25 protein-coding genes are annotated in these 22682 nt (G+C 61.3%); 14 read left to right on the top strand and 11 right to left on the bottom strand.

Annotated elements, in window-relative coordinates; translation table 11 throughout:
- Nucleotides 1-50: 50 nt before the first annotated feature.
- A complete protein-coding gene (locus Q8O29_RS13625) occupies nucleotides 51-605 on the bottom strand; it encodes a hypothetical protein (RefSeq protein WP_305563654.1) in 555 nt (184 codons plus the stop codon).
- Nucleotides 606-791: 186 nt separating this feature from the next.
- Nucleotides 792-2132 (bottom strand): site-specific DNA-methyltransferase, encoded by a 1341-nt coding sequence (locus Q8O29_RS13620; RefSeq protein ID WP_305563652.1) that lies wholly within the window; start codon nucleotides 2130-2132, stop codon nucleotides 792-794.
- A gap of 104 nt (nucleotides 2133-2236) precedes the next feature.
- Here Q8O29_RS13620 and Q8O29_RS13615 point away from each other — a divergent pair, with 104 nt between their 5' ends.
- The 5 genes from Q8O29_RS13615 (at nucleotide 2237) to Q8O29_RS13595 (ending at nucleotide 6178) form a co-directional block, all read left to right on the top strand.
- Nucleotides 2237-3142 carry a DNA adenine methylase gene (locus Q8O29_RS13615; RefSeq protein WP_305563650.1) on the top strand — a complete coding sequence of 302 codons (906 nt, stop codon included), beginning with the start codon at nucleotides 2237-2239 and terminating at the stop codon, nucleotides 3140-3142.
- Entirely contained in the window at nucleotides 3142-4494 is a 1353-nt protein-coding gene (locus Q8O29_RS13610; RefSeq protein ID WP_305563648.1) for an HNH endonuclease, read from the top strand. Before Q8O29_RS13615 ends, Q8O29_RS13610 begins: the two co-directional genes overlap by 1 nt.
- 111 nt (nucleotides 4495-4605) lie before the next feature.
- Nucleotides 4606-4986 carry a VOC family protein gene (locus Q8O29_RS13605; RefSeq protein ID WP_305563646.1) on the top strand — a complete coding sequence of 127 codons (381 nt, stop codon included), beginning with the start codon at nucleotides 4606-4608 and terminating at the stop codon, nucleotides 4984-4986.
- Nucleotides 4987-5023: 37 nt separating this feature from the next.
- Nucleotides 5024-5797 (top strand): tRNA-uridine aminocarboxypropyltransferase, encoded by a 774-nt coding sequence (locus tag Q8O29_RS13600; protein ID WP_305563644.1) that lies wholly within the window; start codon nucleotides 5024-5026, stop codon nucleotides 5795-5797.
- Between the two features lie 129 nt (nucleotides 5798-5926).
- Nucleotides 5927-6178 (top strand): hypothetical protein, encoded by a 252-nt coding sequence (locus tag Q8O29_RS13595; RefSeq protein ID WP_305563642.1) that lies wholly within the window; start codon nucleotides 5927-5929, stop codon nucleotides 6176-6178.
- 11 nt (nucleotides 6179-6189) lie between these two features.
- Here Q8O29_RS13595 and Q8O29_RS13590 read toward each other — a convergent pair whose 3' ends face one another.
- The 3 genes from Q8O29_RS13590 to Q8O29_RS13580 all read right to left on the bottom strand — a co-directional run bounded on the left by Q8O29_RS13590 (nucleotide 6190) and on the right by Q8O29_RS13580 (nucleotide 7697).
- Nucleotides 6190-6639: a hypothetical protein gene (locus tag Q8O29_RS13590; protein WP_305563640.1), complete on the bottom strand. Its 450-nt coding sequence runs from the start codon at nucleotides 6637-6639 to the stop codon at nucleotides 6190-6192.
- 111 nt (nucleotides 6640-6750) lie between these two features.
- Nucleotides 6751-7248 carry a hypothetical protein gene (locus Q8O29_RS13585; protein WP_305563638.1) on the bottom strand — a complete coding sequence of 166 codons (498 nt, stop codon included), beginning with the start codon at nucleotides 7246-7248 and terminating at the stop codon, nucleotides 6751-6753.
- Nucleotides 7249-7385: 137 nt separating this feature from the next.
- The gene (locus tag Q8O29_RS13580) at nucleotides 7386-7697 is read right to left on the bottom strand and encodes a hypothetical protein (RefSeq protein WP_371134241.1); all 312 of its coding nucleotides are present in this window, start codon (nucleotides 7695-7697) and stop codon (nucleotides 7386-7388) included.
- A 163-nt stretch (nucleotides 7698-7860) separates the two neighbouring features.
- On the opposite strand from Q8O29_RS13580, the gene Q8O29_RS13575 reads away from it, so the two are divergent.
- The 4 genes from Q8O29_RS13575 to Q8O29_RS13560 all read left to right on the top strand — a co-directional run bounded on the left by Q8O29_RS13575 (nucleotide 7861) and on the right by Q8O29_RS13560 (nucleotide 10403).
- Complete coding sequence (locus tag Q8O29_RS13575; RefSeq protein WP_305563636.1) at nucleotides 7861-8415, top strand: DUF1439 domain-containing protein; 555 nt, start codon at nucleotides 7861-7863, stop codon at nucleotides 8413-8415.
- 87 nt (nucleotides 8416-8502) lie between these two features.
- Entirely contained in the window at nucleotides 8503-8601 is a 99-nt protein-coding gene (locus Q8O29_RS13570) for a DUF1579 family protein (protein WP_305563736.1), read from the top strand.
- Between the two features lie 93 nt (nucleotides 8602-8694).
- Nucleotides 8695-9645 (top strand): ABC transporter ATP-binding protein, encoded by a 951-nt coding sequence (locus Q8O29_RS13565; protein ID WP_305563634.1) that lies wholly within the window; start codon nucleotides 8695-8697, stop codon nucleotides 9643-9645.
- Nucleotides 9642-10403, top strand: coding sequence for an ABC transporter permease (locus Q8O29_RS13560; RefSeq protein ID WP_305563632.1), 762 nt, complete (start codon nucleotides 9642-9644; stop codon nucleotides 10401-10403). The genes Q8O29_RS13565 and Q8O29_RS13560 overlap by 4 nt, the downstream gene beginning before the upstream one ends.
- 104 nt (nucleotides 10404-10507) lie before the next feature.
- Here the strand turns inward: Q8O29_RS13560 and Q8O29_RS13555 are convergent, their stop codons facing one another.
- Nucleotides 10508-10852, bottom strand: a complete 345-nt coding sequence (locus Q8O29_RS13555; RefSeq protein WP_305563630.1) for a collagen-like protein — start codon at nucleotides 10850-10852, stop codon at nucleotides 10508-10510.
- A gap of 308 nt (nucleotides 10853-11160) precedes the next feature.
- Between Q8O29_RS13555 and Q8O29_RS13550 the strand changes: the two genes are divergently transcribed.
- From Q8O29_RS13550 to Q8O29_RS13540, 3 genes are all read left to right on the top strand, one after another.
- The gene (locus Q8O29_RS13550) at nucleotides 11161-12228 is read left to right on the top strand and encodes a pirin family protein (protein ID WP_305563628.1); all 1068 of its coding nucleotides are present in this window, start codon (nucleotides 11161-11163) and stop codon (nucleotides 12226-12228) included.
- Between the two features lie 126 nt (nucleotides 12229-12354).
- On the top strand, nucleotides 12355-12759 hold the full coding sequence (locus Q8O29_RS13545) for a hypothetical protein (protein WP_305563626.1): 405 nt from the start codon (nucleotides 12355-12357) through the stop codon (nucleotides 12757-12759).
- A complete protein-coding gene (locus Q8O29_RS13540; RefSeq protein WP_305563625.1) occupies nucleotides 12759-13355 on the top strand; it encodes a GNAT family N-acetyltransferase in 597 nt (198 codons plus the stop codon). The genes Q8O29_RS13545 and Q8O29_RS13540 overlap by 1 nt, the downstream gene beginning before the upstream one ends.
- Nucleotides 13356-13469: 114 nt before the next feature.
- On the opposite strand, the gene gap is transcribed toward Q8O29_RS13540, so the two are convergent.
- Nucleotides 13470-14468: a type I glyceraldehyde-3-phosphate dehydrogenase gene (gap, locus tag Q8O29_RS13535; RefSeq protein ID WP_305563623.1), complete on the bottom strand. Its 999-nt coding sequence runs from the start codon at nucleotides 14466-14468 to the stop codon at nucleotides 13470-13472.
- A gap of 78 nt (nucleotides 14469-14546) precedes the next feature.
- On the bottom strand, nucleotides 14547-16595 hold the full coding sequence (tkt, locus tag Q8O29_RS13530; RefSeq protein WP_305563621.1) for a transketolase: 2049 nt from the start codon (nucleotides 16593-16595) through the stop codon (nucleotides 14547-14549).
- Between the two features lie 239 nt (nucleotides 16596-16834).
- Here tkt and murU point away from each other — a divergent pair, with 239 nt between their 5' ends.
- Both murU and Q8O29_RS13520 read left to right on the top strand, forming a co-directional pair.
- Nucleotides 16835-17527, top strand: a complete 693-nt coding sequence (gene murU, locus Q8O29_RS13525) for an N-acetylmuramate alpha-1-phosphate uridylyltransferase MurU (protein ID WP_305563619.1) — start codon at nucleotides 16835-16837, stop codon at nucleotides 17525-17527.
- Between the two features lie 25 nt (nucleotides 17528-17552).
- Nucleotides 17553-18935 carry an aminopeptidase P N-terminal domain-containing protein gene (locus Q8O29_RS13520; RefSeq protein ID WP_305563617.1) on the top strand — a complete coding sequence of 461 codons (1383 nt, stop codon included), beginning with the start codon at nucleotides 17553-17555 and terminating at the stop codon, nucleotides 18933-18935.
- Between the two features lie 7 nt (nucleotides 18936-18942).
- Here the strand turns inward: Q8O29_RS13520 and Q8O29_RS13515 are convergent, their stop codons facing one another.
- From Q8O29_RS13515 to Q8O29_RS13505, 3 genes are all read right to left on the bottom strand, one after another.
- Nucleotides 18943-19551, bottom strand: coding sequence for a zeta toxin family protein (locus Q8O29_RS13515; RefSeq protein ID WP_305563615.1), 609 nt, complete (start codon nucleotides 19549-19551; stop codon nucleotides 18943-18945).
- A gap of 4 nt (nucleotides 19552-19555) precedes the next feature.
- Nucleotides 19556-19879 (bottom strand): hypothetical protein, encoded by a 324-nt coding sequence (locus Q8O29_RS13510; RefSeq protein WP_305563613.1) that lies wholly within the window; start codon nucleotides 19877-19879, stop codon nucleotides 19556-19558.
- A gap of 104 nt (nucleotides 19880-19983) precedes the next feature.
- A partial coding sequence (locus Q8O29_RS13505; RefSeq protein ID WP_305563611.1) for a YDG domain-containing protein occupies nucleotides 19984-22682 on the bottom strand: 2699 nt, incomplete at its 5' end.

Genomic DNA, 22682 nt, shown 5'->3' with positions numbered 1-22682 from the left:
ACTTTAAACCGGAGCGGTGGGGCAGGGTCAAGGGGTGATCGCTGAAACCTTCAGGCGGTGGTTTTGAAAGAAAAGTCCGGCTTATCACTCTGATTTTGATAGCGGGTAGCTCCCGCTGGACGGGGGCTTGGGGCCGATTTGATGCATAAACCAGCCCGCCCGGACCATTCTTCCTTGAGCCGCCGGCGCTCGACCGCACGCTTTTTGCGCTGCCTGTCCAGAAACCAGGCCAGGAAAGGCAGCAAAACCATGGACCCCGGAATCGCCCAGATAAACAGGTAAGGGCTGACCGAGGAGGCCGAACGCACCATCGCCTTGAGCTGGACCTTGTCCTCCGGCGTCCAGGTGCCGCCCTTGCGCTGCTTCATCAGCAGCGGCCACGCCCCCTTGATGTGCGCCAGCTCTTCGCGAAAGCGGTGCGTCTCGCGGTGGTTGCTGGCCACAATGGAGACGAACCAGACCGGCGCCCGGCTCATCTTGGCCTGAAAGTGCGCGGTGCTGTTGGGGTCGAAAGCCTGCTGCGTCTCCACCACCGTCACCGTCGTGCCGGGCTCATCCGGAAGGACGATGTCGGGAACAGTGGTGGCGGGCGGCATCTGGATCATGACGCAATTATCGGACCGCGTTGTGACGGGGCTTGTGGGAGAAGGGCTTGTGAATGACTTGCAGGTTACCTGCACGTTTAACTACATTGGAAGAGTCGAACCTCACATCCAAGCACGCGATGTACAAGAACTCCAACGATAAAAATATGTTTCGCGGTATTGACTACCGTCCTACACAGCATCCGCTCAAGCAGCAGTGAAACATGTCCGAGCGCGGATCAAAGGTAGGCGGCGTAAAGCCGCCTGCGCTGCTAAATGCCGCTTAATTAGGTCGATTCCATTCTTGCTGTCTAGCTTCCCAAACCGTGGCGACACATGAACGATCCCAAAGTTACCACCCCCGGCCCAAGAGGTAGATTCAGTAATTCCTCCCGAGTCTGTCCCATCGATCACTCGCTGGAGTCTTGGAAGCAAAAAGTCCAGAACAGTCTGCGCATTGCGTTCGGCAATGACCCATCGTCGGCCCATTTTGTGCGCTACAGCGGCAGTAGTTCCGCTACCGCCAAATATGTCGACTACCAGTTCGCCTTCGTTTGTCGCGATGTGAATAATTCGCTCGAGAAGCGACTCAGGTTTCGGCGTATCGAACACCTCAACGTCCGGAAACATAGCCATCAGGTGGCGCTTCGCGTCGTCGTTTGTTCCAGTGTCGGGCGCACCCCACACGGTGAACGGCACAAGACCCCTGAGCTGATGCGCGAACAGCTTCAACCGCGGCGAGCCATCGCCACCTTTAGGGAACCAAATCCGGCCATCCGCAAGCAAGTCGAGATAGGTTTGTTCAGTGGCGTACCACGAACGGCCGCGTGGGGGCCGCAAAACCTGTCCCGTCGGCGTAACGATGTCGTACTGCTGTGCTTTGCGAAAACCGGGCGCTGTAAAGGGTGCATCCGACCAAGGTCCACGGGGATCATCGTCTCGATTACGCAAAAGCGTCTCGTCTTTGACTAAAAGATTTCGAGATGTCTTCCACCTTTTAGGTCCGCTCGGCGCGTACACCAAGATTGTGTCGTGGTTTGAAGAAAACGCGGCGCGGGAGTCCCGTGTAGTCTTCTTCTGCCATACCACTGAAGCAACGAATGCGTTATCCCCAAAAACTTCATCCATCACTGCTCGAGCTCGATGCACTTCCGAATCGTCAAGATGCACCCAAACGCTCGCATCCTCTGCGAGAAGTGGGCGCAAGGCAGCAAGCCGGTCGCGCATCATGCTTAGCCACATTGGCCGCTGCATAGTGTCGTTGTACTGACGAAAGTTCACTTGGGTATTAAAAGGCGGGTCGATGTAAACGAGCCGAATTCCATCTTCCAAAACGTTCGTCTGTAATGTCAGCGCTTCTAAAACATCTAGCCCATCGCCGATAGCCAGCACATTCGCAGGGACATCTAACAGACTCGCCGTCAGATTCTCAAACTCCAGCGGTATAGACATGCGCCGGTCCATTGGTTGCACCCACTCAAAGCTGGCCACCCCCGCAGCCCGAAGCGGCAGATCCTTATTTGGCCATATCAATTGAATATCTGACATATAAATCTCTCGAAACTGGAGGAGCGGGGCCCAGCCTCGACACTGGTTATTTTTACAGTATACTGCCGCTCGCAACGTACTTGCAACGACGAAGTAGAAAAAACATGACGCATCCCGCTTTGGACAGGCCATACAGTGCCGCGCTCGTTGAGAAAGCCGATGCGAAGCCAATTAAACCCTTCATTCGGTGGGTAGGAGGGAAGTCGCGTCTTCTTCCGCGCATTCTTCCCCATGTACCCGCAAGCATAAAGAACTACTACGAGCCCTTTCTTGGTGGTGGCGCAGTATTCCTCGCTTGTACATCACGCGTATCCGGCCGCTCGCGGCTTGCGGACCTCAATGAGCATCTCGTTGCGGCTTGGGTGGCGATGAGAGACCATCAAACGGAATTGCGTCCACTGCTTAATGGATACTTGGCGAACGACTCCAAAGAGTTCTACTACGAAGTTAGGTCGGCTACACCCCTTGGGCTCGTCGAAAAGGCAGCACGCTTCCTTTACCTGAACGCAGTTTCGTGGAACCACCTGTGGCGAGAAAACTCGCGAACCGGAGGCATGAATGCGCCTTGGGGAGATCGCAGTTTTAAGGTTATGGAAGAGGCCATGATGAAGAACATTGCGAAGGTTCTGGCTCGGACGGACATCTATGCCGCCGACTTCCGGGAGATTCTTGGCGGTGCCAAACGCGGAGATTTCGTCTATCTCGACCCCCCGTACTTGCCTGTATTCACACAGCCGGGCGTTGAAAAGGAGGCCACTGCGAAGTTTAACAAGTACACGGCAAAAACCTTTGAGATGTCCGACCTCACTGAGCTTGCCCAAATCTGTTCTGATTTGTCTCGGCGAGGCGTACGATGGGTAATGTCCAACCGCGACACTGCATCAGTTCGTGATTTATTCCCAAACGCTGAAATCATCCGATTTACCGCTCATCGCGCGCTAGCGGCACAAAGTCGACGAGAAGTCGAGCCCCACTTGTCGCCCGAAGCGATCATCATTGGGAGGATCTGATGGTTGCTCAGCCGGTTGAATGGGTGTTGGTGATCTACTATGGCCCGTCGGCGCACCGCGCAACTTATGGGCGTTTGGACGGAACCAAATACACGAAGGACTACCTTCAACTCTCCAAGAAGGCTGAATTTCTCGACGCCGTCAGACACCTTTTCCCCGTGAGTATTAGTGATGCCGGGTCGGTGCCGCTGACCTACCAGTGGCCAACGGGGACGACACCTGGGGCGCTAGTCTTTAACTCCGCAGACCGTCCTCACCTGAAATGGGAAACCAGCCTCGGTGCGCCGAAGGCATGGAGGATGTCGCTCACGCCCAGCGAAGCTACGGCCGAGACAATCCCGGGAAATCCGTCTCATCTTAATTTTGCCGATGCCGAGAACGAGCTCGCGCTACTTGCGGCCTGCGGTGCCGGACAACCATACCTGATAGCAATCAAGCTCCGTGACGAAGCGAGGACATTGCACCTACGGGCTTACCTCAAGGACCCAAGCGAAGACTATGAGTGGGCCGACTTAAAGCTCGTCCCGCAGGAAATCCAAGCTCTTGCTGAGAAGACTTCTCGGCAATCTGCGCTCGCATGGGCGCTTCTTCATAGCGCCGGGACAGCTCCGACCGCAGAGATTGACTATGCAATATCGCAGCTCGTTAATTCGGAAAATCGAAAAGCAGTAATCGACGCACTTGGAATTGATGCCGGTCGAGCCTTAGCTAGCTACCTTAGAGCCCCAGGTCACGGGCTGTTTTTTGATCCCGCTCTGAATCATGACGCGTGGGTCAAGCCCGAGCCTCTTGCCACGGCTATCGCCGCGTCTATCGATGACTTCTTGCATGCGCTGCAGGCGCGTTTCCCTGAAGTCTCGCAAAGCGACGCGTCTGCGGAGGCACTGGAATCCGACCCCGAAGAGGTCGAGGTCTTTCGACAAAAAATCGAGCAAAAAAACTACGAGATCGCCGATTCGACTGCAACGGTAAAGACCAGAGGCAGCGCGCAGAAGGTGTTCGCTGTTGCAGTCAAGAATAACTATGCATATCGCTGTGCGATTACGGGGATCGGGACTAAAGATTTTCTCGTCGCATCGCACATCGTTCCGTGGAGCGAAGATCAAACCATCCGACTCGACCCGTCAAACGGCATCTGCCTTTCCTTGCTCGTAGATCGCGCATTCGAGAAAGGACAACTATTAATTGAAGACGATTTCACCATTCGCATCAACTTGGACAAAGTTGGAGATGACCATGCACTTCGGAGTCAACTTGAGCCGTACGACGGTCGGAAATTGAGCATGCCAGAAAAAGAGGCGCCGCAGGTAAAGTATCTACAGCGTCGGCGGTCACTCGTTGAATGCAAATGAGTTCTAGTGTCCTGCTTGCATTGCTTTAGCTTGTTCTGGGGCAGCGTGATAGAACGTAATTCCAGCACATAACGGCCCACGCCCACCCGGGCAACCACGGAGACAAAATCAATGTTCAGTCACATCATGGTCGGCGTCAACGACCTCGAAGCCTCAAAGAATTTTTACGACGCGCTGCTGGGCACGCTGGGCATCGCTCCCGGCGTTGCCAACAAGAACAGGTACTTCTACCGCAGCAAGACGGGCACCTTCGCGATCAGCACGGCCATCAATGGCGAGCCGGCCTGCCATGGCAATGGCAGCACGATCGGGTTCAAGGCGGAGTCGCCGGAGCAGGCGGACGCCTGGCATGCGGCAGGCATCAACAGCGGCGGCACCACCTGTGAAGAACCACCGGGCTTTCGCGATGGCGCTGTGGGCAAGCTCTACCTGGCCTACCTGCGCGACCCGGACGGCAACAAGCTGTGTGTGCTGCACCGGCCTGCCGCCTGATCCGCTACACCGCGCGGGCGGGCCACACGGCCGTCGAATGAACATGCCCTCGCCTTCAGGCCCTCACGCCGTCAGCCGCCTGCGCAGCGCCCGCCTGGCACGCAGCTCCAAGCCTTTTCTGGCCCGTGGCGGCCCGCGCGGCGAGCGCTGTGCCGGTTGCCGTCTTGTGCCCAGCCATTGCCTCTGTGCCTTGCGCCCGCTGCTGCCTGTGCGTGCAGGCGTGTGCCTGCTCATGGCCGACATCGAGCCGCTCAAGCCCAGCAACACGGGCTGGGTGGTGGCCGAGGTGGTGGCCGACACTTTTGCTTTTGGCTGGGCGCGCACCGAGGTGGACCCTGCGCTGCTGGCGCTGCTGGCGGACCCGCAGTGGCAGCCTTACCTGGTCTTTCCCGGTGAGTTTGTCGACGCTGAGCGGGTGGTCAGCGACGTGCAGCCCCTGGAGACCAACACTGGAAAACGCCCGCTGTTTGTGCTGCTCGATGCGACCTGGCCTGAGGCGCGCAAGATGTTTCGCAAAAGCCCCTACCTCGACAAGCTGCCGGTGCTGAGCCTGCAGAGTGAGCAGCTCTCCAGCTACAAGCTGCGCCGCTCGCAGCGCGATGCGCACTTCTGCACCTCGGAAGTGGCGGCCTTGTGCCTGGCGCTGGCTGGTGAGGTACACGCGGCCGAGACGCTGGCCGCTTACCTCGACGTGTTCACCGACCACTACCTGCGGGCCAAGCAGCAGTTGCCGGTGGACGGGGACGACGCGGCGCACCAGCGGCTGCGTGCATTGGCACACTCGCAACACTCCTGTTTTGATAGCTGCTAGCGCTTGCCGGGTATGGGCTGGGGGTTGATTTGGCTCCAAACTTTGAGCCAAACCCCCAAGGCGCGACAATGGAGGCCATCACGCCCAGCCCGTAGCGGGCCCGCGTCACCCCACACCAAGAGCACCACCATGACCGACGACATCAACCGCCAGAGCGAACTGAAAAAAATGGCGCTGTGCGACTCCTGCGCCGGCATCCAGCGCAACTGGCGCAAGGCGCCCGGCCACCCGGAGCTGGTGCAGGGCAACAACCGGCAAGAGCGGCGCGGCGGGGCGCTGGTCACCGTCACCAAGTACCGGTGCGACCGCTGCGGCACCGCGTGGGAGTACGAGAACGACAAGGCCAACCTCAAGGCGGGCTGGTCGGTGGTGGGGCGCTGAGGAAGCGTTGCCTACTTCTGCGCGGCGGCGCTGCCCTTGCTACCGCCAGTGCCGCTGCTGATCTGACGCGTGCAGTCAACCCGAAGTTGCTGCAGTTTGGTTTTCTCGGCATGGAAGACCTTGTTGTCCAGCGTGCTGACGGCCTTCATTGCCGAGAGCCCGGCCACATCAGACGCTTTTTCAAGCGCATTTTTGCAGGCGCGATAACTGTCCCAAGGATCGGGCCCGGTGCGCACGGTGGGCCACTGCTTTCGCTGCCCATCCAACGCGGCCTGGGTCAGACGCAAACGCTGGGCGTACTTCATGGCCTCGGGCTCGATGGCGCCGATCACGTATTCATTGAGCACGGCTTGCGAGCGCACCGCCAGGGCCAGCGCGTCTTGCGGGTTGCTGGATGTTGCTGTCTGCGCGCCAGCCAAGGTGGCAGTGGTGAACAGCACAAGGGTGAAAAAGATTCGCATGCGCCGACCATACAGGAGTTGCGGCGCAGCCATGGGCGCACAAAAAAAGACAGGCCTTGGCCTGTCTTTCAAAAGGTGTCACAGGATGAGCCTGTAACCCCCTTGGAGCATTTACTTGCTGCCGGCGGCTTTCACGTCGGCCTTGGCTTCTGCCTTGACGCCAGTGGTTTCCGCGCTGGCGGTGGCTTTGTCAGCGGCGGCCTTGATGCGCACGGTGTCGACCTTGGTATCGGCCTTGATCACAGCCTTGTCGGCTTTGAGGTCGGCCTTGGCATCGGTTTTTTCCGCTTTGGCCATGGCGCTGGTCTTGTCTTCAGCATCGGCCTTGACGACTTTTGCGTCGGCCTTGGCTTTGGTGGTGGCAGATTTGGTCAGGGCCTTGGATTTCTTTTCGGCGGCGCTGGCTTCTGCCTTTTCAACCTTGGTGTCGGCCTTGGCATCGACCTTGGCTTCGCTTTTCACAGCGGCAGCGACGGACTTCTCGGCTTTGGCCTCGGCCCTGACCACGGCAGGCGTGGCAGGCACGGCAGGCGCAACCGGTGCTGGGGTTTGCGCAAATGCGGCGCCGGCGATCAAGGTGGTCATCAGGGCGGCGAGTAATTTGTTCATGGAAGTCCTTTGAAAACGGTTTGTGTCCATCAGGTTGATGTCACATGGCCAAGTGTTCAACGGAGCAGCCGGGTGCGCTGTTGACCTTGCTCACACACCGTTGCACCTTGCACACCGGCTTTACATGCGGTTTGCACTCAGTGGTGATGGCGACCCGGCCTGTGCAGGTGCGGACGCGGTGGCGCATGCGGACGCAGATGCGAATGGTGCCCGTGGGGATGCTCAGGCGGTCGGCTGTAGCCGCGCTGGTGACCGAAGTGCATCGCCCCGCCGATGAGCACCGGCGCCGGCGCCACATAAACAGGGGCCGGCTCATAGACCTCGCCGTAAGGCGTGGCGGGGTAGACGGCGCAACCCGTCAGGCCTGCGGCGGTAATCAGCAGCAGGTTGTCTTGATCGTCATGGCGTGTCTCCCGCGTGGACGGCCAAATGCAGCCGCATGAGTTCATTAAGCGGCGCGATGGTAATGCCCATGTGTAGTCATGTGCGCGGCAGATGTCTTTGCGTTACTAGCTGTGGGCTAGCGCGCATCCGGGAAGAAACCGCACAGACGCGCAGGGAACGATGAGGCACAGTTATCGTCTGACACACTTGTTCCTTGGAAGGAAACCCATGAAACGCAGACAGTGGCTGTTGTCACTCCCGACCGCACTTGTGTTGGCCGCAGCATCGGTGCACGCACAGCCGAGCTACACCGTGACCAGCGCGCAACTGCAGCAGGCGGTGGCCGAGAAGTTTCCGATGCGTTACCCGGTGGGCGGGCTGCTGGAGCTGACGCTGCAGCCACCGCGCCTGCGCCTGCTGCCCGAGCAGAACCGGTTGGGCACCGTGATGGTGGTCGATGCCGCCGGCCCGGCGCTGTCACGCAGCGGCACCGGCAACTTCGACGTGGACTTTGCGCTGCGTTACGAAGCCAGCGACCAGTCGATACGCGCGCACAAACTGAAGGTGAACACGCTGAGCCTGTCCGGCCTGCCGCCGGGGCCCGCCGCGCTGCTGCAGGCCTACGGCCCGTCGCTGGCCGAGCAGTCCTTGCTCGAAGTGGTGCTGCACAAGCTACAGCCCAAGGACCTGATGCTCGCCGACGGCCTGGGCATGGAGCCTGGCGCCATCACCGTCACGGCCCGCGGGTTGGTGATTGGGTTTGTGCCCAAAAAGACGCTGTGAAAAAAGGCTCTCCCGGACCCGATGCTCCTGATTTAATAGCTACTAGCCCACGGCCTGCATGGGCTGATGCCCGATTTTGCATAAACCATCAACAGCAAAGACGAGCGGACGCTACACTCACAAATCCTACAAGCCGACGGCACCTGGAAACGCTTCGTGACGGCGACTTACCGGCGCGTGAAGTAGCTGCGGCCCCGGCGGCCTTCAGGTGCTCCTACTTTGATAGCTAAAGGCGCCCGCAACCTATGGGCCAGACGCCTTTTTGACCATGAGGCCGCCGTGCCAGCCATTATTTCCATCAATCAGCTCAGCAAGGTTTATGCCTCGGGCTTCCAGGCCCTCAAGTCGGTGGACCTGGACATCCAGCGCGGCGAGATTTTCGCGCTCTTGGGCCCCAACGGCGCCGGCAAAACCACGCTGATCAACATCGTCTGCGGCATCGTCCGGCCCAGCTCGGGCCGCGTCATGGCCGACGGACACGACATCGTGCGCGACTACCGTGCGGCGCGCGCCAAGATCGGCCTGGTACCGCAGGAGCTGTCCACCGATGCGTTTGAAACCGTCTGGTCCACCGTGAGCTTCAGCCGCGGCCTGTTTGGCAAGCCGCCGAATCCGGCGCACATTGAAAAGGTGTTGCGCGACCTGTCGCTGTGGGACAAGAAAGACAGCAAGATCATGACGCTGTCGGGCGGCATGAAGCGCCGGGTGCTGATTGCCAAGGCGCTGTCGCACGAGCCGCAGATTCTTTTTCTGGACGAGCCGACCGCCGGGGTGGACGTCGAACTGCGCCAGGGCATGTGGCAAATGGTGCGCCGCCTGCAGGACAGCGGTGTGACCATCATCCTGACCACGCACTACATCGAGGAGGCCGAAGAAATGGCCGACCGCATTGGTGTCATCAACAAGGGCGAGCTGATCGTGGTGGAAGACAAGGCGGTGTTGATGCGCAAGCTGGGCAAGAAGCAGTTGACACTGAACCTGCGCGCGCCGCTGGCGCGCCTGCCGGACGCGCTGGCCGGGCTGCCGCTAGAGCTGACCGAGGGCGGCCAGGCACTGGTCTACACCTTTGACACGCAGCAGGAGGAAACCGGCATTGCGGACCTGCTCAAACAGCTGGCGGCGCAGGGCATCGACTTCAAGGATCTGCACTCGAGCGAAAGCTCGCTGGAAGAAATTTTTGTCAGCCTCGTGCATTCGGGCAAACCGGCGCAAGCCCTGGAGGCCGCATGAACTGGCACGCGATCCGCGCGATTTACCGCTTTGAAATGGCGCGCACCTTTCGCACGTTGACGCAGTCGATTGCCTCGCCGGTGCTGTCTACCTCGCTGTATTTTGTGGTGTTTGGTGCGGCCATCGGCTCGCGCATGGGCGATATTGACGGCATTGGCTATGGGGCTTTCATCATCCCGGGCCTGATCATGCTGGCGCTGCTCAACGAAAGCATCTCGAATGCGGCTTTCGGCATCTACATGCCCAAGTGGTCGGGCACGATTTACGAGCTGCTGTCGGCGCCGGTTTCGGCCATGGAGGTGGTCATGGGTTATGTCGGCGCGGCGGCCAGCAAGTCGGTGTTGCTGGGGCTGTTGATCCTGGCGACGGCGCGGCTGTTTGTGCCCTACAGCATTGCGCACCCGTTCTGGATGTTGTGTTTTCTGCTGCTCACGGCCATCACCTTCAGTCTGTTCGGTTTCATCATCGGACTCTGGGCCGACAACTTTCAGAAGCTGCAGATTGTCCCGCTGATGGTGGTGACGCCGCTGACCTTTCTGGGTGGGGCGTTTTATTCGATCAACATGCTGCCGCCGGTGTGGCAAAAAATTGCGCTGTTCAACCCGGTGGTGTACTTGATCAGTGGCTTTCGCTGGAGCTTTTACGACGTGGCCGATGTCAACGTGGGTATCAGCGTGGCGGCCATCCTGGGTTTTCTGGCGCTGTGCCTGACCGCAGTGTGGTGGATTTTCCGCACTGGCTGGAAGCTCAAGGCCTGAAAACCTGCGCACCCAAAGAAAAAGCGCCAGTCACGTCCGTGGCTGGCGCTTTTTTGAGAGGGCTGCAAGTGCTGGACAACAGCAGCGGCAGGCCTGCTCTCCGCTTACTTTTGCGGAACGAGGATCACGGTGTCGCCGGTCGTACCTTTGGCGCCAGTGGCACCGGTCGAGCCAGTCGAGCCCGTAGCACCGGTCGAACCCGTGGCACCTGTGGCACCGGTAGCGCCCGTGGCGCCGCCGCTAGGGCCGGTTGCGCCCGTCGAGCCAGTGGAACCGGTAGCGCCTGTGTAACCGGTGGATCCGGTAGAACCTGTGGAGCCGGTTGCGCCGGCAGGACCGGCGGGGCCTGGAACCGTCACAACAGCCGGAGTGGGTGTCACCACGGTGCGTTCGCAGGCGGTCAGGCCCAGGGTGGCCACCAAAGCGGCCAGCAGTAGGGTGTATTTCATAAAAGTCCTTTAGAGTGTGCGGAAAATGCGCGCGGGTGTGTGCGCAGACAGTTTTCCCTGCCTCGACCATGAACTGCCTAAAATTATTTCTGGGTAGATACAAAGGACGAGGCTTGAACTTAGCCCCTGCGTTAATGCACCACTGTAGGACGCCCGCACCAGTCCACGTCCCGAATCGGCGGGTCGGCCTGGCCCCGCAAGCGAGGGAAGGCCCTTGAAACCCATGCTTGCAGGCTTCAAGTCTGTGGCTTGACCTCACCCAAACCGATCCGCCGTCTCCGCCACTGCTTCACGCGAGAAAGACCACCATGTCCACCGTCTCCACAAGCCCCATTCTTCAGGTCAAGGCGCTGGGGTCCCCCTGGGAAACCATAGACCCGTTTTTGTTCTGCGCCTACCACGACGACGCCTACCCCGCAGGCAACGCACAGATGGGACCGGCGGCAGCGCTGACCGGTCGCACCATCGGCCAGGACTTCAGCCGCAAGGACGGCTGGAGCATGTACCACGGTGAAAAAGTGCCCGGCTTTCCGCCGCACCCGCACCGCGGTTTCGAAACCGTCACCATTGTGCGCAAGGGGCTGATTGACCACTCCGACTCACTGGGCGCCACCGCCCGTTTTGGCCGCGGCGATGTGCAATGGCTGACTGCCGGCAAAGGCATCGTGCACGCCGAGATGTTTCCGCTGCTCGACGAGAAAAATGACAACCCGCTGGAGCTGTTCCAGATCTGGCTGAACCTGCCGGCGGCAGCCAAGATGAGCGATCCGCACTTCACGATGTTCTGGTCGCAGGATATTCCGCGCGTGACCGCCACGGATGATGAAGGGCGCACCACCGATATCGCGGTGATTGCCGGTCGGCTACAGGACGCAGATGCGCCTGCGACCCCACTCGCGCCACCGCCCGACTCCTGGGCCGCGCAGGCGGATGCCGACGTGGCGATCTGGACCATCCGCATGGCGCCTGGCGCGCGCTGGTCCTTGCCGGCCGCAGCAGGCGCCGCCACGCGCCGCCAGCTCTATTTCTTCAAGGGCAGTTCGGTAAACATTGCCGGCCAGGACATCAGCAGCCCGTCGGCCATCGAGATACGCGCCGATGTTGCTGTGGAGCTGGTCAACGGCGATGCCGAAGGCGAATTTTTGCTGCTGCAGGGCAAACCGATTGCCGAACCAGTGGCGCAGTACGGCCCTTTCGTGATGAACACACAGGCCGAGATCGCGCAAGCCATGGCCGACTACCGGCGCACCCAGTTCGGCGGCTGGTTGTTTGACAGCGAGGCGCCGGTACACGGAAGCGACCCGGCACGGTTTGCCCGGCATCCGGGCGGGCGCGAGGAGCGCCCGTTAAAAACGCTGGCATCCACCAGTGCCTGAGACAAGACCCTGCCTGCGGCGCTGCGGATGCTGCCGGCGCAGTGATCCGGGCAAGTAAACTGGTGACGCCCCTGCGGGCGGGCGGCGATGACAATCACCGGCGCCACATTTCACAAGAGGTGGTTTATGGCGATTGGCTGGCTGGCGGTGTTGCAGATGGTTCCCTGGTCGGACGTGATCAAAAACGCGCCCAAGGTCGCCGACGGCGCCAAAAAACTCTGGAATACCGTCGGCAAAAAAGCGCCGCCGCCAGCCCCAATCGCAGACACCGCCACCGGCGTGCAGCTGACACCAGAAGGCCAGGCCATCGCCGCGCTGCAAGCCCATGTGCTGGCGCTGGAAAGCGCCACCCAGGACCTGCACGAGCAGATGCTCGCATCGTCCGAACTGATCGAAGCGCTGGCCGAGCAAAACACCCAGCTGATCCGGCGCGCCGAGGTCAACCGGATGCGGCTGCTGGCACTGGCCGCCATCACGGCGCTGGTGGCTGTCACTGCCGTGGTCGGCTTGACACTGGCCCTGGTGCGCTGATGAACGGGTCTTTGGCCAAACTCCAGCCCATCACCCTTGCGGGAACCGTTGTCCGCCTGGAGCCGCTGGCGCTGGCGCATGTGGCTGCCCTGGCGGAGGTCGGCCTGCACCCCGAGCTGTGGCGCCTTCAGCCCGCGCCCATCGCCACCCCGGATGACATGCAGGCCTATGTGGCCCATGCGCTGGACGAACAGCGGCGTGGCGCCAGCCTGCCGTTTGTGATCGTCAACCATGCGAATGGCCAGGTGATCGGTAGCACGCGTTATATGGACATTGCGCTGGCGCACCGCCGCCTCGAGATCGGCGCCACCTGGCTGTCCCCCGCCTGCCAGCGCACCGGCGCCAACACCGAGGCCAAATGCCTGCTGCTGGCGCACGCGTTTGAAACGCTCCAGGTGGTCCGCGTGGTGTTCAAGACGGAAGTGCTCAACGAGCCGTCACGCAAGGCGCTGGCGCGCATAGGTGCGGTCGAGGAGGGCACCTTCCGCAAGCACCTGATGGCCGCCTCAGGACGCATGCGCGACATGGTTTATTTTTCCATCCTCGACACCGAATGGCCGGCGGTCAAAGCCGGGCTGCTGGGCCGGTTGCGCTGATATTGCCACCGCGTGTTGCTTGATTGACAGCTGTTTGCGACCGTCGCATAGGGGCTTGCAGGCTCAATAAAAAAAGCACCCGACGGTGCTTTTTTTACTAGCGTCGGGACGGAATTACTTCGCGACCACGCGCACCATCTCCAGGCACTTGTTCGAGTAACCCCACTCGTTGTCGTACCAGGCGATGACCTTGATGAAGGTACCGTCCAGCGCAATGCTGGCGTCGGCGTCAAAAATCGAGGTGCGGGCATCACCGCGAAAGTCGGTGGCAACCACCTTGTCTTCGGTGTAACCAAGAATGCCTTTGAGGGCGCCTTCGCTTTGCGCTTTCATCTCGGCGCAGATTTCCTTGAGGGTGGCTTCCTTGTTGAGTTCGCAGGTCAAATCAACCACCGACACGTCGGAAGTCGGCACGCGGAAGGACATGCCGGTCAGCTTCTTGTTGAGTTCGGGGATCACCACACCAACCGCCTTGGCGGCGCCGGTGCTGGAGGGGATGATGTTTTCAAGAATGCCGCGTCCGCCGCGCCAGTCTTTGTTGCTCGGGCCGTCCACGGTTTTTTGCGTGGCAGTGGCGGCGTGCACCGTGGTCATCAGGCCGCGCTTGATGCCCCACTTGTCGTTGAGCACCTTGGCAATCGGGGCGAGGCAGTTGGTGGTGCAGCTGGCGTTGGAGATGATGGCTTGGCCGGCGTAGGTCTTGTGGTTGACGCCATAGACAAACATCGGGGTGTCGTCTTTGGACGGGGCCGAGAAGATGACTTTTTTGGCACCAGCGGCCAGGTGTTTTTCGCCAGAGGCTTTGTCGAGGAAAAGGCCGGTGGCCTCCAGCACGATGTCGGCGCCAATCTCATTCCACTTCAGGGCGGCGGGGTCGCGCTCTTGCGTCAGGCGGATCTTTTTGCCGTTGACGATCAGGGTGTTGCCCTCGACCGAGACCTCGCCCTTGAAGCGGCCATGCACCGAGTCGTACTGCAACATGTATTTGAGGTAATCGGGCTCGAGCAGGTCGTTGATGCCGACGATCTCGATGTCGCTGAAATTCTGCACGGCTGCGCGCAAGACGTTGCGGCCGATGCGGCCGAAGCCGTTGATACCTAGTTTGATCGTCATCTGCTTTTACTCCTGGAAGTTGAAATTTCTGGGATTGTCATTGCGGACCCCGGATCAAGCCCGGGATGACAGCTTTGTCTATTTCTTCAATACCTTGCGAACGGTGTCGGCCACGTTCTCTGGCGTGAAGCCAAAGTGTTTGAACAGCACCGGTGCAGGCGCCGACTCGCCATAGGTATCGATGCCAACCACCGCCGCACAGCCGTATTTCCACCAGCCGGAGGTAGAACCCATCTCGACCGCGATGCGCGGAATGCCTTCGGGCAGCACCGACGATTTATAAGCTGTCGCCTGCTTGTCAAAGGTGGTATTGCTGGGCATGGAGACGACACGGACAGCTATCTTTTTGGAAGCAAGCAGCTCCTGCGCTTTGAGCGCCAGCTGCACTTCGGAGCCAGTGGCAATAATCACGGCCTGTGCCTTTTTATTCAGCCCGACTTCGATCGGCTCGGACAGCACGTAAGCGCCGCGGCTGATCTCGCCAAGATCGTTCTTGGGTGCATACGGCAGATTCTGGCGGCTTAGCAACAGGGCTGTGGGTTTGTTTTTGTTCTGCAGGGCCACGGCCCAGGCCACGGCGGTTTCGGCCGTGTCGCCCGGACGCCAGACGTCGAGATTGGGAATCAGGCGCAGGCTGGCGGCGTGCTCAATCGACTGGTGCGTCGGCCCGTCTTCGCCGAGGCCGATGGAGTCATGCGTGAACACATGCACCACGCGAATCTTCATCAGCGCCGCCATGCGGATGGCGTTGCGGCTGTAGTCGCTGAAGGTCAGGAAGGTGCCGCCGTAGGGGATGTAACCACCATGCAACGCGATGCCGTTCATGATGGCGGCCATGCCGAACTCGCGCACGCCGTAGTTGATGTGGCGGCCGATGACCTTGCTGCCGTCGGGCGTTTCGTTCATCACCACATCGCCGGCCAGGTCAAAGCGCAGGGCGGGCGTGCTTTTGGTGTTGGTCAGATTCGAGCCGGTCAGGTCGGCCGAGCCACCCAGCATTTCGGGCAGGCCGGCGGTGAAATCTTCCAGCGCGATCTGCGAGGCCTTGCGCGAGGCGACGGTTTCAGCCTTGGTGTGCGCGCCGACCACGGTGTCCACCGCAATCTGCGAAAACGCACGCGGCAGATCGCCCTTCATGCGGCGCGTAAATTCTGCGGCCAGCTCGGGGTGCGCCACTTTGTAGGCGGCAAATCTGGCGTCCCACGCGGCTTCCAGCGCCAGGCCTTTGGCCTTGGCGTCCCAGGCCTCGTAAGCCTCTTTCGGCATATCAAAGGGGGCATGGGTCCAGCCGAGTGCTGCGCGCGTGAGTTTGATTTCCTCAAAGCCCAGCGGCTCGCCGTGGGCCTTAGCGGTGTTGGCGCGGTTTGGCGAGCCTTTGCCGATGTGGGTTTTGCAGACGATCAGCGTGGGTTTGTCGGCGCTGTTTTTGGCATCGACCAGGGCGCGTGCCACCGCCTCGACATCGTGGCCGTCGATCGGGCCAATCACGTTCCAGCCGTAGGCGGCAAAACGCAGCGGCGTGTTGTCGATGAACCAGGGGGTCACCTGACCGTCGATCGAAATACCGTTGTCGTCGTACAGCGCAATCAGTTTGTTGAGCTTCCAGGCGCCGGCCAATGCGCAAGCCTCGTGGCTGATGCCTTCCATCAGGCAGCCGTCGCCCATGAAGACATAGGTGTGGTGATCAACGATAGCGTGGTCAGGCTGGTTGAATTCAGCCGCCAGCAGTTTCTCGGCCAGCGCCATGCCGACGGCGTTGCTGATGCCCTGGCCCAGCGGGCCGGTGGTGGTCTCGATACCGGGGGTGTAGCCAACCTCGGGGTGGCCTGGCGTTTTGCTGTGCAGCTGGCGAAAGTGTTTCAGTTCGTTCATCGGCAGCGCGTACCCGGTCAGGTGCAGCAGTGCGTAAATCAACATGGAGCCGTGGCCGTTGGACAGCACAAAACGATCACGGTTGAACCAGTTCGGGTTGTGCGGGCTGTGCTTGAGGTGGCGGCCCCAAAGGGCAACCGCCATGTCGGCCATGCCCATGGGCGCGCCCGGGTGGCCGGAGTTGGCTTGTTGCACGGCATCCATGGCCAGCGCGCGGATCGAATTGGCCATGAGGGATGAGATGTTGTCAGCCATTGCGTGGGGTCCAGGTGGGTGGTGAGGCGTGGGGCAGCTCCCGCGTCCGGCTGGCGATGGAACAATGCCGGCGAACACGGGAAAACCCCAGATTTTACGGGATGCGCTGCGCCGCAGCCGACCGCCCGCTGGTACTCGCCGGGTGTCTCGCGAACGCTATGAATTCAATAGCTGCTTGCGCCCGTCACGCATGGGCCAGAGGCCGATTTGATGCATAAAAGGAGATAATCCACGGCAACATGACCCTCCAAGCCCTGATTCTGGCCGCTGGCCGCGGCGAACGCATGCGCCCGCTGACCGACCACAGCCCCAAACCCCTGCTAAAGGTTCAGGGCAAGGCACTGATCGTCTGGCACCTCGAAGGCCTGGCGCGCGCCGGCGTCACAGACGTGGTGATCAACACCGCCTGGCTGGAAGCGCAGTTTCCTGCGACGCTGGGCGATGGCCGTGCCTTCGGCTTGCGCATTCATTACTCGCACGAAGGCGCGCAGTTTGGCGGCGCGCTGGAAACGGCGGGAGGCATTGCGACCGCGCTGCCACTGCTGCAGGACGCACCGTTCTGGCTGGTCGCGGGCGATGTGTTCATGCCGGAGTTCAGCTTTCCGATGTCCGACGCGCACCGGTTTGCCGCCTCCAGCGCGCTGGCCCATATCTACCTGGTGCCGAATCCGCCGCACAACCCCAACGGCGACTTCGGCATCAGCGAAGACGGCCTGGCATTGTCACGCGCCACCGAACAGTTCACCTACAGCACTGTCGGCCTGTACCACCCCGCGCTGTTCAGAGACACGCCGGCCGGGCAAAAAGCCGCACTGGCACCGCTGCTGCGCCAGGCCATGCAGGACGGGCAGGTCACGGCGGCGCTATATTCAGGCCCATGGACCGACGTGGGCACGCCCGAACGCCTGGCCAAGCTGAACACAACACGCTGACAGGAAAAAGGAAGGCGCTTCATCCATGACCATTTACGAAAAACGCCGGGCCGCTGTTGCACGCGCCCTGAAGGCCGCCGGTGGCGGCATCGCCCTGTTGCCCACCGCGCCCGAGACAGCGCGCAACCGCGACAGCGACTTTGCCTACCGCCACGACAGCTATTTTTATTACCTGACCGGTTTCAGCGAGCCCGGCGCCTGGCTGGTGATTGAGGCTAGCGGCCGCAGTACGCTGTTTTGCCGGCCCAAAGAATCGGAGCGCGAGATCTGGGACGGCATCCGGCTGGGCCCGAAAGCCGCACCCGCTGCGCTGGGGGTTGATACGGCCTTCAGTGCTGACGCGCTTGAAGAAAAAATGCCGGCCTTGCTGTCCAACCAGAACGCCGTGTGGTTCCCCTTTGCGACGCACAAGGGGCTGGAAACGCAGGTGGACGGCTGGCTCAACAAGGTGCGGGCCCGCGTGCGCTTTGGCGCGGAGTGTCCGCAAAGCCAGCACGACCTGTGCCGGGTGCTGGACGAGATGCGGCTGATCAAGGACGCCAGCGAGATCGCGATTTTGCGGCGTGCCGGAAAAATCTCTGCCGGTGCGCATGTGCGTGCCATGCAGACCTCGGTGGCCATGCTGCGTGCGGGCGTGAAAGGCGGGCTGCGCGAGTACCACCTGGAGGCCGAGCTGCTGCACGAGTTTCGCCGCCACGGCTCCCAATACCCGGCCTACGCCAGCATCGTCGCCGCCGGTGCCAACGCCTGTGTGCTGCATTACCGCGCCGGCGATGCCGAGCTCAAGGCCGGTGATTTGTGTCTGATTGACGCGGGCTGCGAGCTTGACGGGTATGCCAGCGACATTACCCGCACCTTTCCGGCTGACGGCAAGTTCACCCCGGCGCAGCGCACGCTGTACGACATCGTGCTGGCCGCGCAGGATGCCGCCGTCAAGGCGACCAAACCCGGCAAACGCTTTATGGACCCGCACAACGCAGCCACCCGCGTGCTGATCGAAGGCATGCTGGAAACCGGTCTGCTGGCGAAAAACAAACACGGCAAGGTCGATGACGTTTTGGAATCGGGCGTCTACCGCCAGTTTTACATGCACCGCACCGGTCACTGGATGGGCATGGATGTGCACGACTGCGGCGACTACACCGAGCCCGGCAGCAAACCGCGCGAAGAGCGCGATGCGCTGGGTCAGACCGTGATGCGCAAGCCGTCCCGCATTTTGCGGCCCGGCATGGTGACCACCATCGAACCCGGCATCTACGTGCGTCCGGCCAAGGGTGTGCCCAAGGAGTTCTGGAACATCGGCATCCGGATTGAAGATGACGCGCTGGTCACTGACAAGGGCTGCGAGCTATTGACGCGCGACGTGCCGGTGAAGGCCGATGAGATTGAGGCGCTGATGCGGGCTTAAACCGGCATCAGTCGGTCTGGATGTCGGCCTGGCCCAACACCGTTTGGGCCCAGCGCGGCAGGTTGTCGGCGAAGGTGGTCACCTTGGCTCCCTCGCACATCGCGACCATGAACGGTCCGCCGTCCTCCAGGTCACGCGCTTCATACAGATACGCCACCGTCGCCAGACCGACTGCGTGGGACAGATTGCTCAAGGTGCGGGGATAACGCGCGAGAATTTTGTCAGGCGGCACAAAATGCCCGCCCTCCTGCACCCGGCGCCGCACCCGCGTCAGCAGGCGCTGAGGGTCGTCCAGTGCCACAACATACAGAGCCACCACATACCCTTGCGCAAGCGCCTCGCTGATCAGGGCCAGCTTGGACTCATGGGAAAAAACCGTTTCGCTGACGAACGACTCGTCACCGGCAAGTTTGATCGCGCGTTGCGCGTCGGCCCAGTCTCTGGCGGCTTGTGAACGCTGCTCAGGATCGGCGATGTGTTGCAGGTGCTCGCGCTCGAAAAGATCGGCGTTAACAAACGCCAGGTCGGCGCTGAGAATGCCATCGCGCACCAAGGCGCTGTAAAGAGAGGACTTGCCCGCGCCATTGGGGCCCGCCAACAGATGAAAAACCGGCATGCAGCTAACTAGCGAGTTTGCGGTTTTCTTCCACCACTTCCCGTACCCGTTGTGCCAGCGAGCCGCTTACTTCCGCCGCAAGCAAGCGGCTGGTCAGGTCTGCGACGGCGCGCGTTTGTTGAGCCTTGCGCGCAGCAGTTTCATACCCCTCGATGGCGGTCTGCGCCTCTTGAACCGTCAGGCCCGAATGCTCCACCACCCGGCCCAGCGTGGCCCAGTACTCGATTTGGCCTGCAGCTGATCGGCGCAGCGGTTGGGCCGCTTCACGGGCCTGTTCGACGAGGCTAAGCGGGAGCTTGACGGATGCGAAGTTGCTGGGGGTGGACATGAGTGACTCCTTTATGGCGCATTTTGCGCCATAAAGGCTCAGCTTGCAACCCGTTCGGTGGTGCCAAAGTCCCCTGGACCGCCCAGCCCAGGCGCGCGTCAGGGTCAGCCCGGACTGTTGGCTGGCACGGGGTCCCGGTGCTCAACCAGCACGCCACGCGACGGCCCGCCGACTTGCGCCTCGGAGATAGTCAGTACCACCGCGCGGTCCCCGACGCTGATCCGAATCTGCATCGGCAGTGCACCTGTAGGCGCGCCACTGGCTACAAACGACCGGCTATTCGGATCAAAGCGCAGCCACTCGGGCAGCGGGCCACCCGTTGACGTGGTGGCCTGGAGGGGGCCACCACCTCCGAGGAAGTCCGCAGGCAGCGAGAACCGGAAACCGCTGCCCGATCCATCCTGTGTGCTGGTCACAGTGACAGAGGCGCTGCCTTCTTCCCCTCCGGCCGGCTCACGCAACATCGTGAACTGCGCTCTGCTGCCACCGGACGCCGTCGGGGCATTCTCCAACAAGGCGTTGGCAGCCGCTACCGTCAGGCCAGACGTGGCAAAGGCCTTGGGCAGCACTGGCAAAAGCGACGGCACGGGAAACAGGGCCCCCGTGAAAGACGACAAGTCCCTGATGCTGGCTGTTGTTCTGGCTGTGCTGTCCAGCAGCGTGTAATTGTCTGAGGAGTCACCCCCCAGGGTGATGCCGGAGATGAAGACGGTCTTGTTGCTGCCCACGGCATTGCTGCCAAAATTGCCGGTCGCCGTGGCTACATTCAGCGCATCGCCCATGACCATGTTGGAAAAACCCGCAGCGCCGGAATTGAGGGCGGCGCTGGTATTGCCATCAACTCTCTTGTCGAAGGCCACAATACCCGTCACACCGGTGATGCCGCGGCGGGTAATGGTGAGCAGGCCATTGTTCAGCACCAGCGCGTAGTTTTCATTGTTGGTGGCGCCTGGTGTGATGGCTATTGGACCGGCGGCCACTGGCGTATTGAACACTGCCGATGTGCTGCGGAAAACGCCAACGCTGGCGTCCGTGTCGCCGTCAATAAGGCCGGTCGTTGGGCCCGTGAACGCGGGGTTGACATCACCATAAACACGGGTGGCGTTGTCGGTGTTGATCGTCAAGGTGGGCGCAATCCGGTACAGGAACATGTTGGCGCTGCCGCCCGGGGTGAAGCTCGATGACGTGTTGTAGCGCTTGTTGTAGCCCGTCACGCCTTCCGTCGTGGTGGCCGGGTTGCCGCTGTACACCAAGTAGCGGCCCGCCGACGCGGCGATGCTGCCACCGATACCCATGATGAACTGCCCCCCCGTGCTGGTTCCGGCCGCGTTGCTGCTGCCCGCCTTGAGCACAATGGCGTCGCCCGTGCCGTTTGAAGTCACGGCATTGGCCAGCGTGAGATCCGACGCAGCGCCGGTGGTTTCAATTTTGGCGGCAACGGCTGTGGTGACACCCACCACCCCTGCCACGGTGCCTACGGTCAGCGCACCCGCCTGGCTGTAATCAATACTGCCGGTATTGGCCGCCAGCGTGGTCACCGCATTGCCGGTGTGACGCAAGGTGTGGTTGCCGCCAGTGCCAGTCAGCGCCAGTCCCGATGCGCTGATTGCGCCCGATTGGGTCACCGCGCCGCCGGCCGAGAGGGTGGCATTGCCGGTAGTGGCCACGGCGGCAACATCAAAGCCATTGGTGTCCGTGTACTGGATGGCACCGCCTGCGTTGACAGCATCGGCCAGGTTTCTGGACTGCACATTGACTGCGCCCACGTTGTTGCCACTGTTGGTCAGCGTGATTGCGGCACCGGCATTGACCAGGGTCTTGACCTGAAGGGTTCCGGCCGTGACATTGCCGGTCGTCGCCGTCTGGGTAACCGCTCCGGTGGCGGTGAGGTCAAGCGTGCCGCTTCCAAGGTTTGAGCCGCCGGTGCCCACACCCAGATTGACCGCGCCTGTACGCACAAACGCGTTGGCATTGCCTGTGGTGTTGACGCTGAGATTGATTGCCGCAATGTCGATGCCGTTGGCGCTGCCCGTGCCTATCTGGCCATTGGCATTGAGCGTGACATTGGTGGCGGTGAGGGTTTGTGTGCCAGTGTCTGTCATCGACCCCGCATTGAGTGTCAGGGTTTTGCCCGCCAGACTGACCGGGGCGCCTATCGTCAAGACGCCAGTGCTGGCGGTATCTCCTATGATGATCGGGCCAGCGACACCCGTGGCAAAACGGGCCATCTCCAGCGCCGTCAGGTCAAAGGCGGCGGCGCCGGCCAGCGACATGGCCTGCCCGGCAGTTTTTGGCTTGAGTGTCAGCGTGCCCGAAGTGCTGAAAGCGTTGTTGCCGGTGTTGGTGGTATTGATGGCCACTGTGTCGGCAATCACGCTGATTGCCCCGGTCCCTGCCACAACATCAATATTGGCGTTTTGTGTGTAACCACCGGTGCCCGCATCAATCAACACAGCATTGTTGGTGGTCGTGATATTGCCCGCAACTGTGACGCTGTTGTTTCCGTTGTTGAGCGTAAAACCACCCGGTGTCGTGATGGTGTTGAGGGTGGTGATCTGGTTACCCGCATTGCCCAGCACGAGGGCGCTGGTCCCGCCGGTCAGCGTCGCCGCCAATGAGGCTGTCCTGACCACATGGTTGTTGACCGCCATGGCATTGGCATTGACCGTCAAGGCCGACAGCGCGCTGGCAGCGCCGATGGCGCCGCTGAGCGTCACATCGCCCGTGCCAGCCGTCACGCTCAGGGCGCGTGCGCCGCCCGTGCTGTTGACAGCGCCATCGAGCTGCACGTTGCCGCCCGCAC

This window comes from Polaromonas sp., from assembly GCF_030689685.1.
GTDB lineage: Bacteria > Pseudomonadota > Gammaproteobacteria > Burkholderiales > Burkholderiaceae_C > Polaromonas.
Note: the sequence above shows the minus strand (reverse complement) of the source record. Positions and strands in the feature narration are given on the sequence as shown.

Coding starts and splice junctions, on each gene's coding strand:
- Q8O29_RS13625 (WP_305563654.1), bottom strand. CDS start 605: ATGATCCAGATGCCGCCCGCCACCACTGTTCCCGACATCGTCCTTCCG.
- Q8O29_RS13620 (WP_305563652.1), bottom strand. CDS start 2,132: ATGTCAGATATTCAATTGATATGGCCAAATAAGGATCTGCCGCTTCGG.
- Q8O29_RS13615 (WP_305563650.1), top strand. CDS start 2,237: ATGACGCATCCCGCTTTGGACAGGCCATACAGTGCCGCGCTCGTTGAG.
- Q8O29_RS13610 (WP_305563648.1), top strand. CDS start 3,142: ATGGTTGCTCAGCCGGTTGAATGGGTGTTGGTGATCTACTATGGCCCG.
- Q8O29_RS13605 (WP_305563646.1), top strand. CDS start 4,606: ATGTTCAGTCACATCATGGTCGGCGTCAACGACCTCGAAGCCTCAAAG.
- Q8O29_RS13600 (WP_305563644.1), top strand. CDS start 5,024: ATGAACATGCCCTCGCCTTCAGGCCCTCACGCCGTCAGCCGCCTGCGC.
- Q8O29_RS13595 (WP_305563642.1), top strand. CDS start 5,927: ATGACCGACGACATCAACCGCCAGAGCGAACTGAAAAAAATGGCGCTG.
- Q8O29_RS13590 (WP_305563640.1), bottom strand. CDS start 6,639: ATGCGAATCTTTTTCACCCTTGTGCTGTTCACCACTGCCACCTTGGCT.
- Q8O29_RS13585 (WP_305563638.1), bottom strand. CDS start 7,248: ATGAACAAATTACTCGCCGCCCTGATGACCACCTTGATCGCCGGCGCC.
- Q8O29_RS13580 (WP_371134241.1), bottom strand. CDS start 7,697: ATGAACTCATGCGGCTGCATTTGGCCGTCCACGCGGGAGACACGCCAT.
- Q8O29_RS13575 (WP_305563636.1), top strand. CDS start 7,861: ATGAAACGCAGACAGTGGCTGTTGTCACTCCCGACCGCACTTGTGTTG.
- Q8O29_RS13560 (WP_305563632.1), top strand. CDS start 9,642: ATGAACTGGCACGCGATCCGCGCGATTTACCGCTTTGAAATGGCGCGC.
- Q8O29_RS13555 (WP_305563630.1), bottom strand. CDS start 10,852: ATGAAATACACCCTACTGCTGGCCGCTTTGGTGGCCACCCTGGGCCTG.
- Q8O29_RS13550 (WP_305563628.1), top strand. CDS start 11,161: ATGTCCACCGTCTCCACAAGCCCCATTCTTCAGGTCAAGGCGCTGGGG.
- Q8O29_RS13545 (WP_305563626.1), top strand. CDS start 12,355: ATGGCGATTGGCTGGCTGGCGGTGTTGCAGATGGTTCCCTGGTCGGAC.
- Q8O29_RS13540 (WP_305563625.1), top strand. CDS start 12,759: ATGAACGGGTCTTTGGCCAAACTCCAGCCCATCACCCTTGCGGGAACC.
- gap (WP_305563623.1), bottom strand. CDS start 14,468: ATGACGATCAAACTAGGTATCAACGGCTTCGGCCGCATCGGCCGCAAC.
- tkt (WP_305563621.1), bottom strand. CDS start 16,595: ATGGCTGACAACATCTCATCCCTCATGGCCAATTCGATCCGCGCGCTG.
- murU (WP_305563619.1), top strand. CDS start 16,835: ATGACCCTCCAAGCCCTGATTCTGGCCGCTGGCCGCGGCGAACGCATG.
- Q8O29_RS13520 (WP_305563617.1), top strand. CDS start 17,553: ATGACCATTTACGAAAAACGCCGGGCCGCTGTTGCACGCGCCCTGAAG.
- Q8O29_RS13515 (WP_305563615.1), bottom strand. CDS start 19,551: ATGCCGGTTTTTCATCTGTTGGCGGGCCCCAATGGCGCGGGCAAGTCC.
- Q8O29_RS13510 (WP_305563613.1), bottom strand. CDS start 19,879: ATGTCCACCCCCAGCAACTTCGCATCCGTCAAGCTCCCGCTTAGCCTC.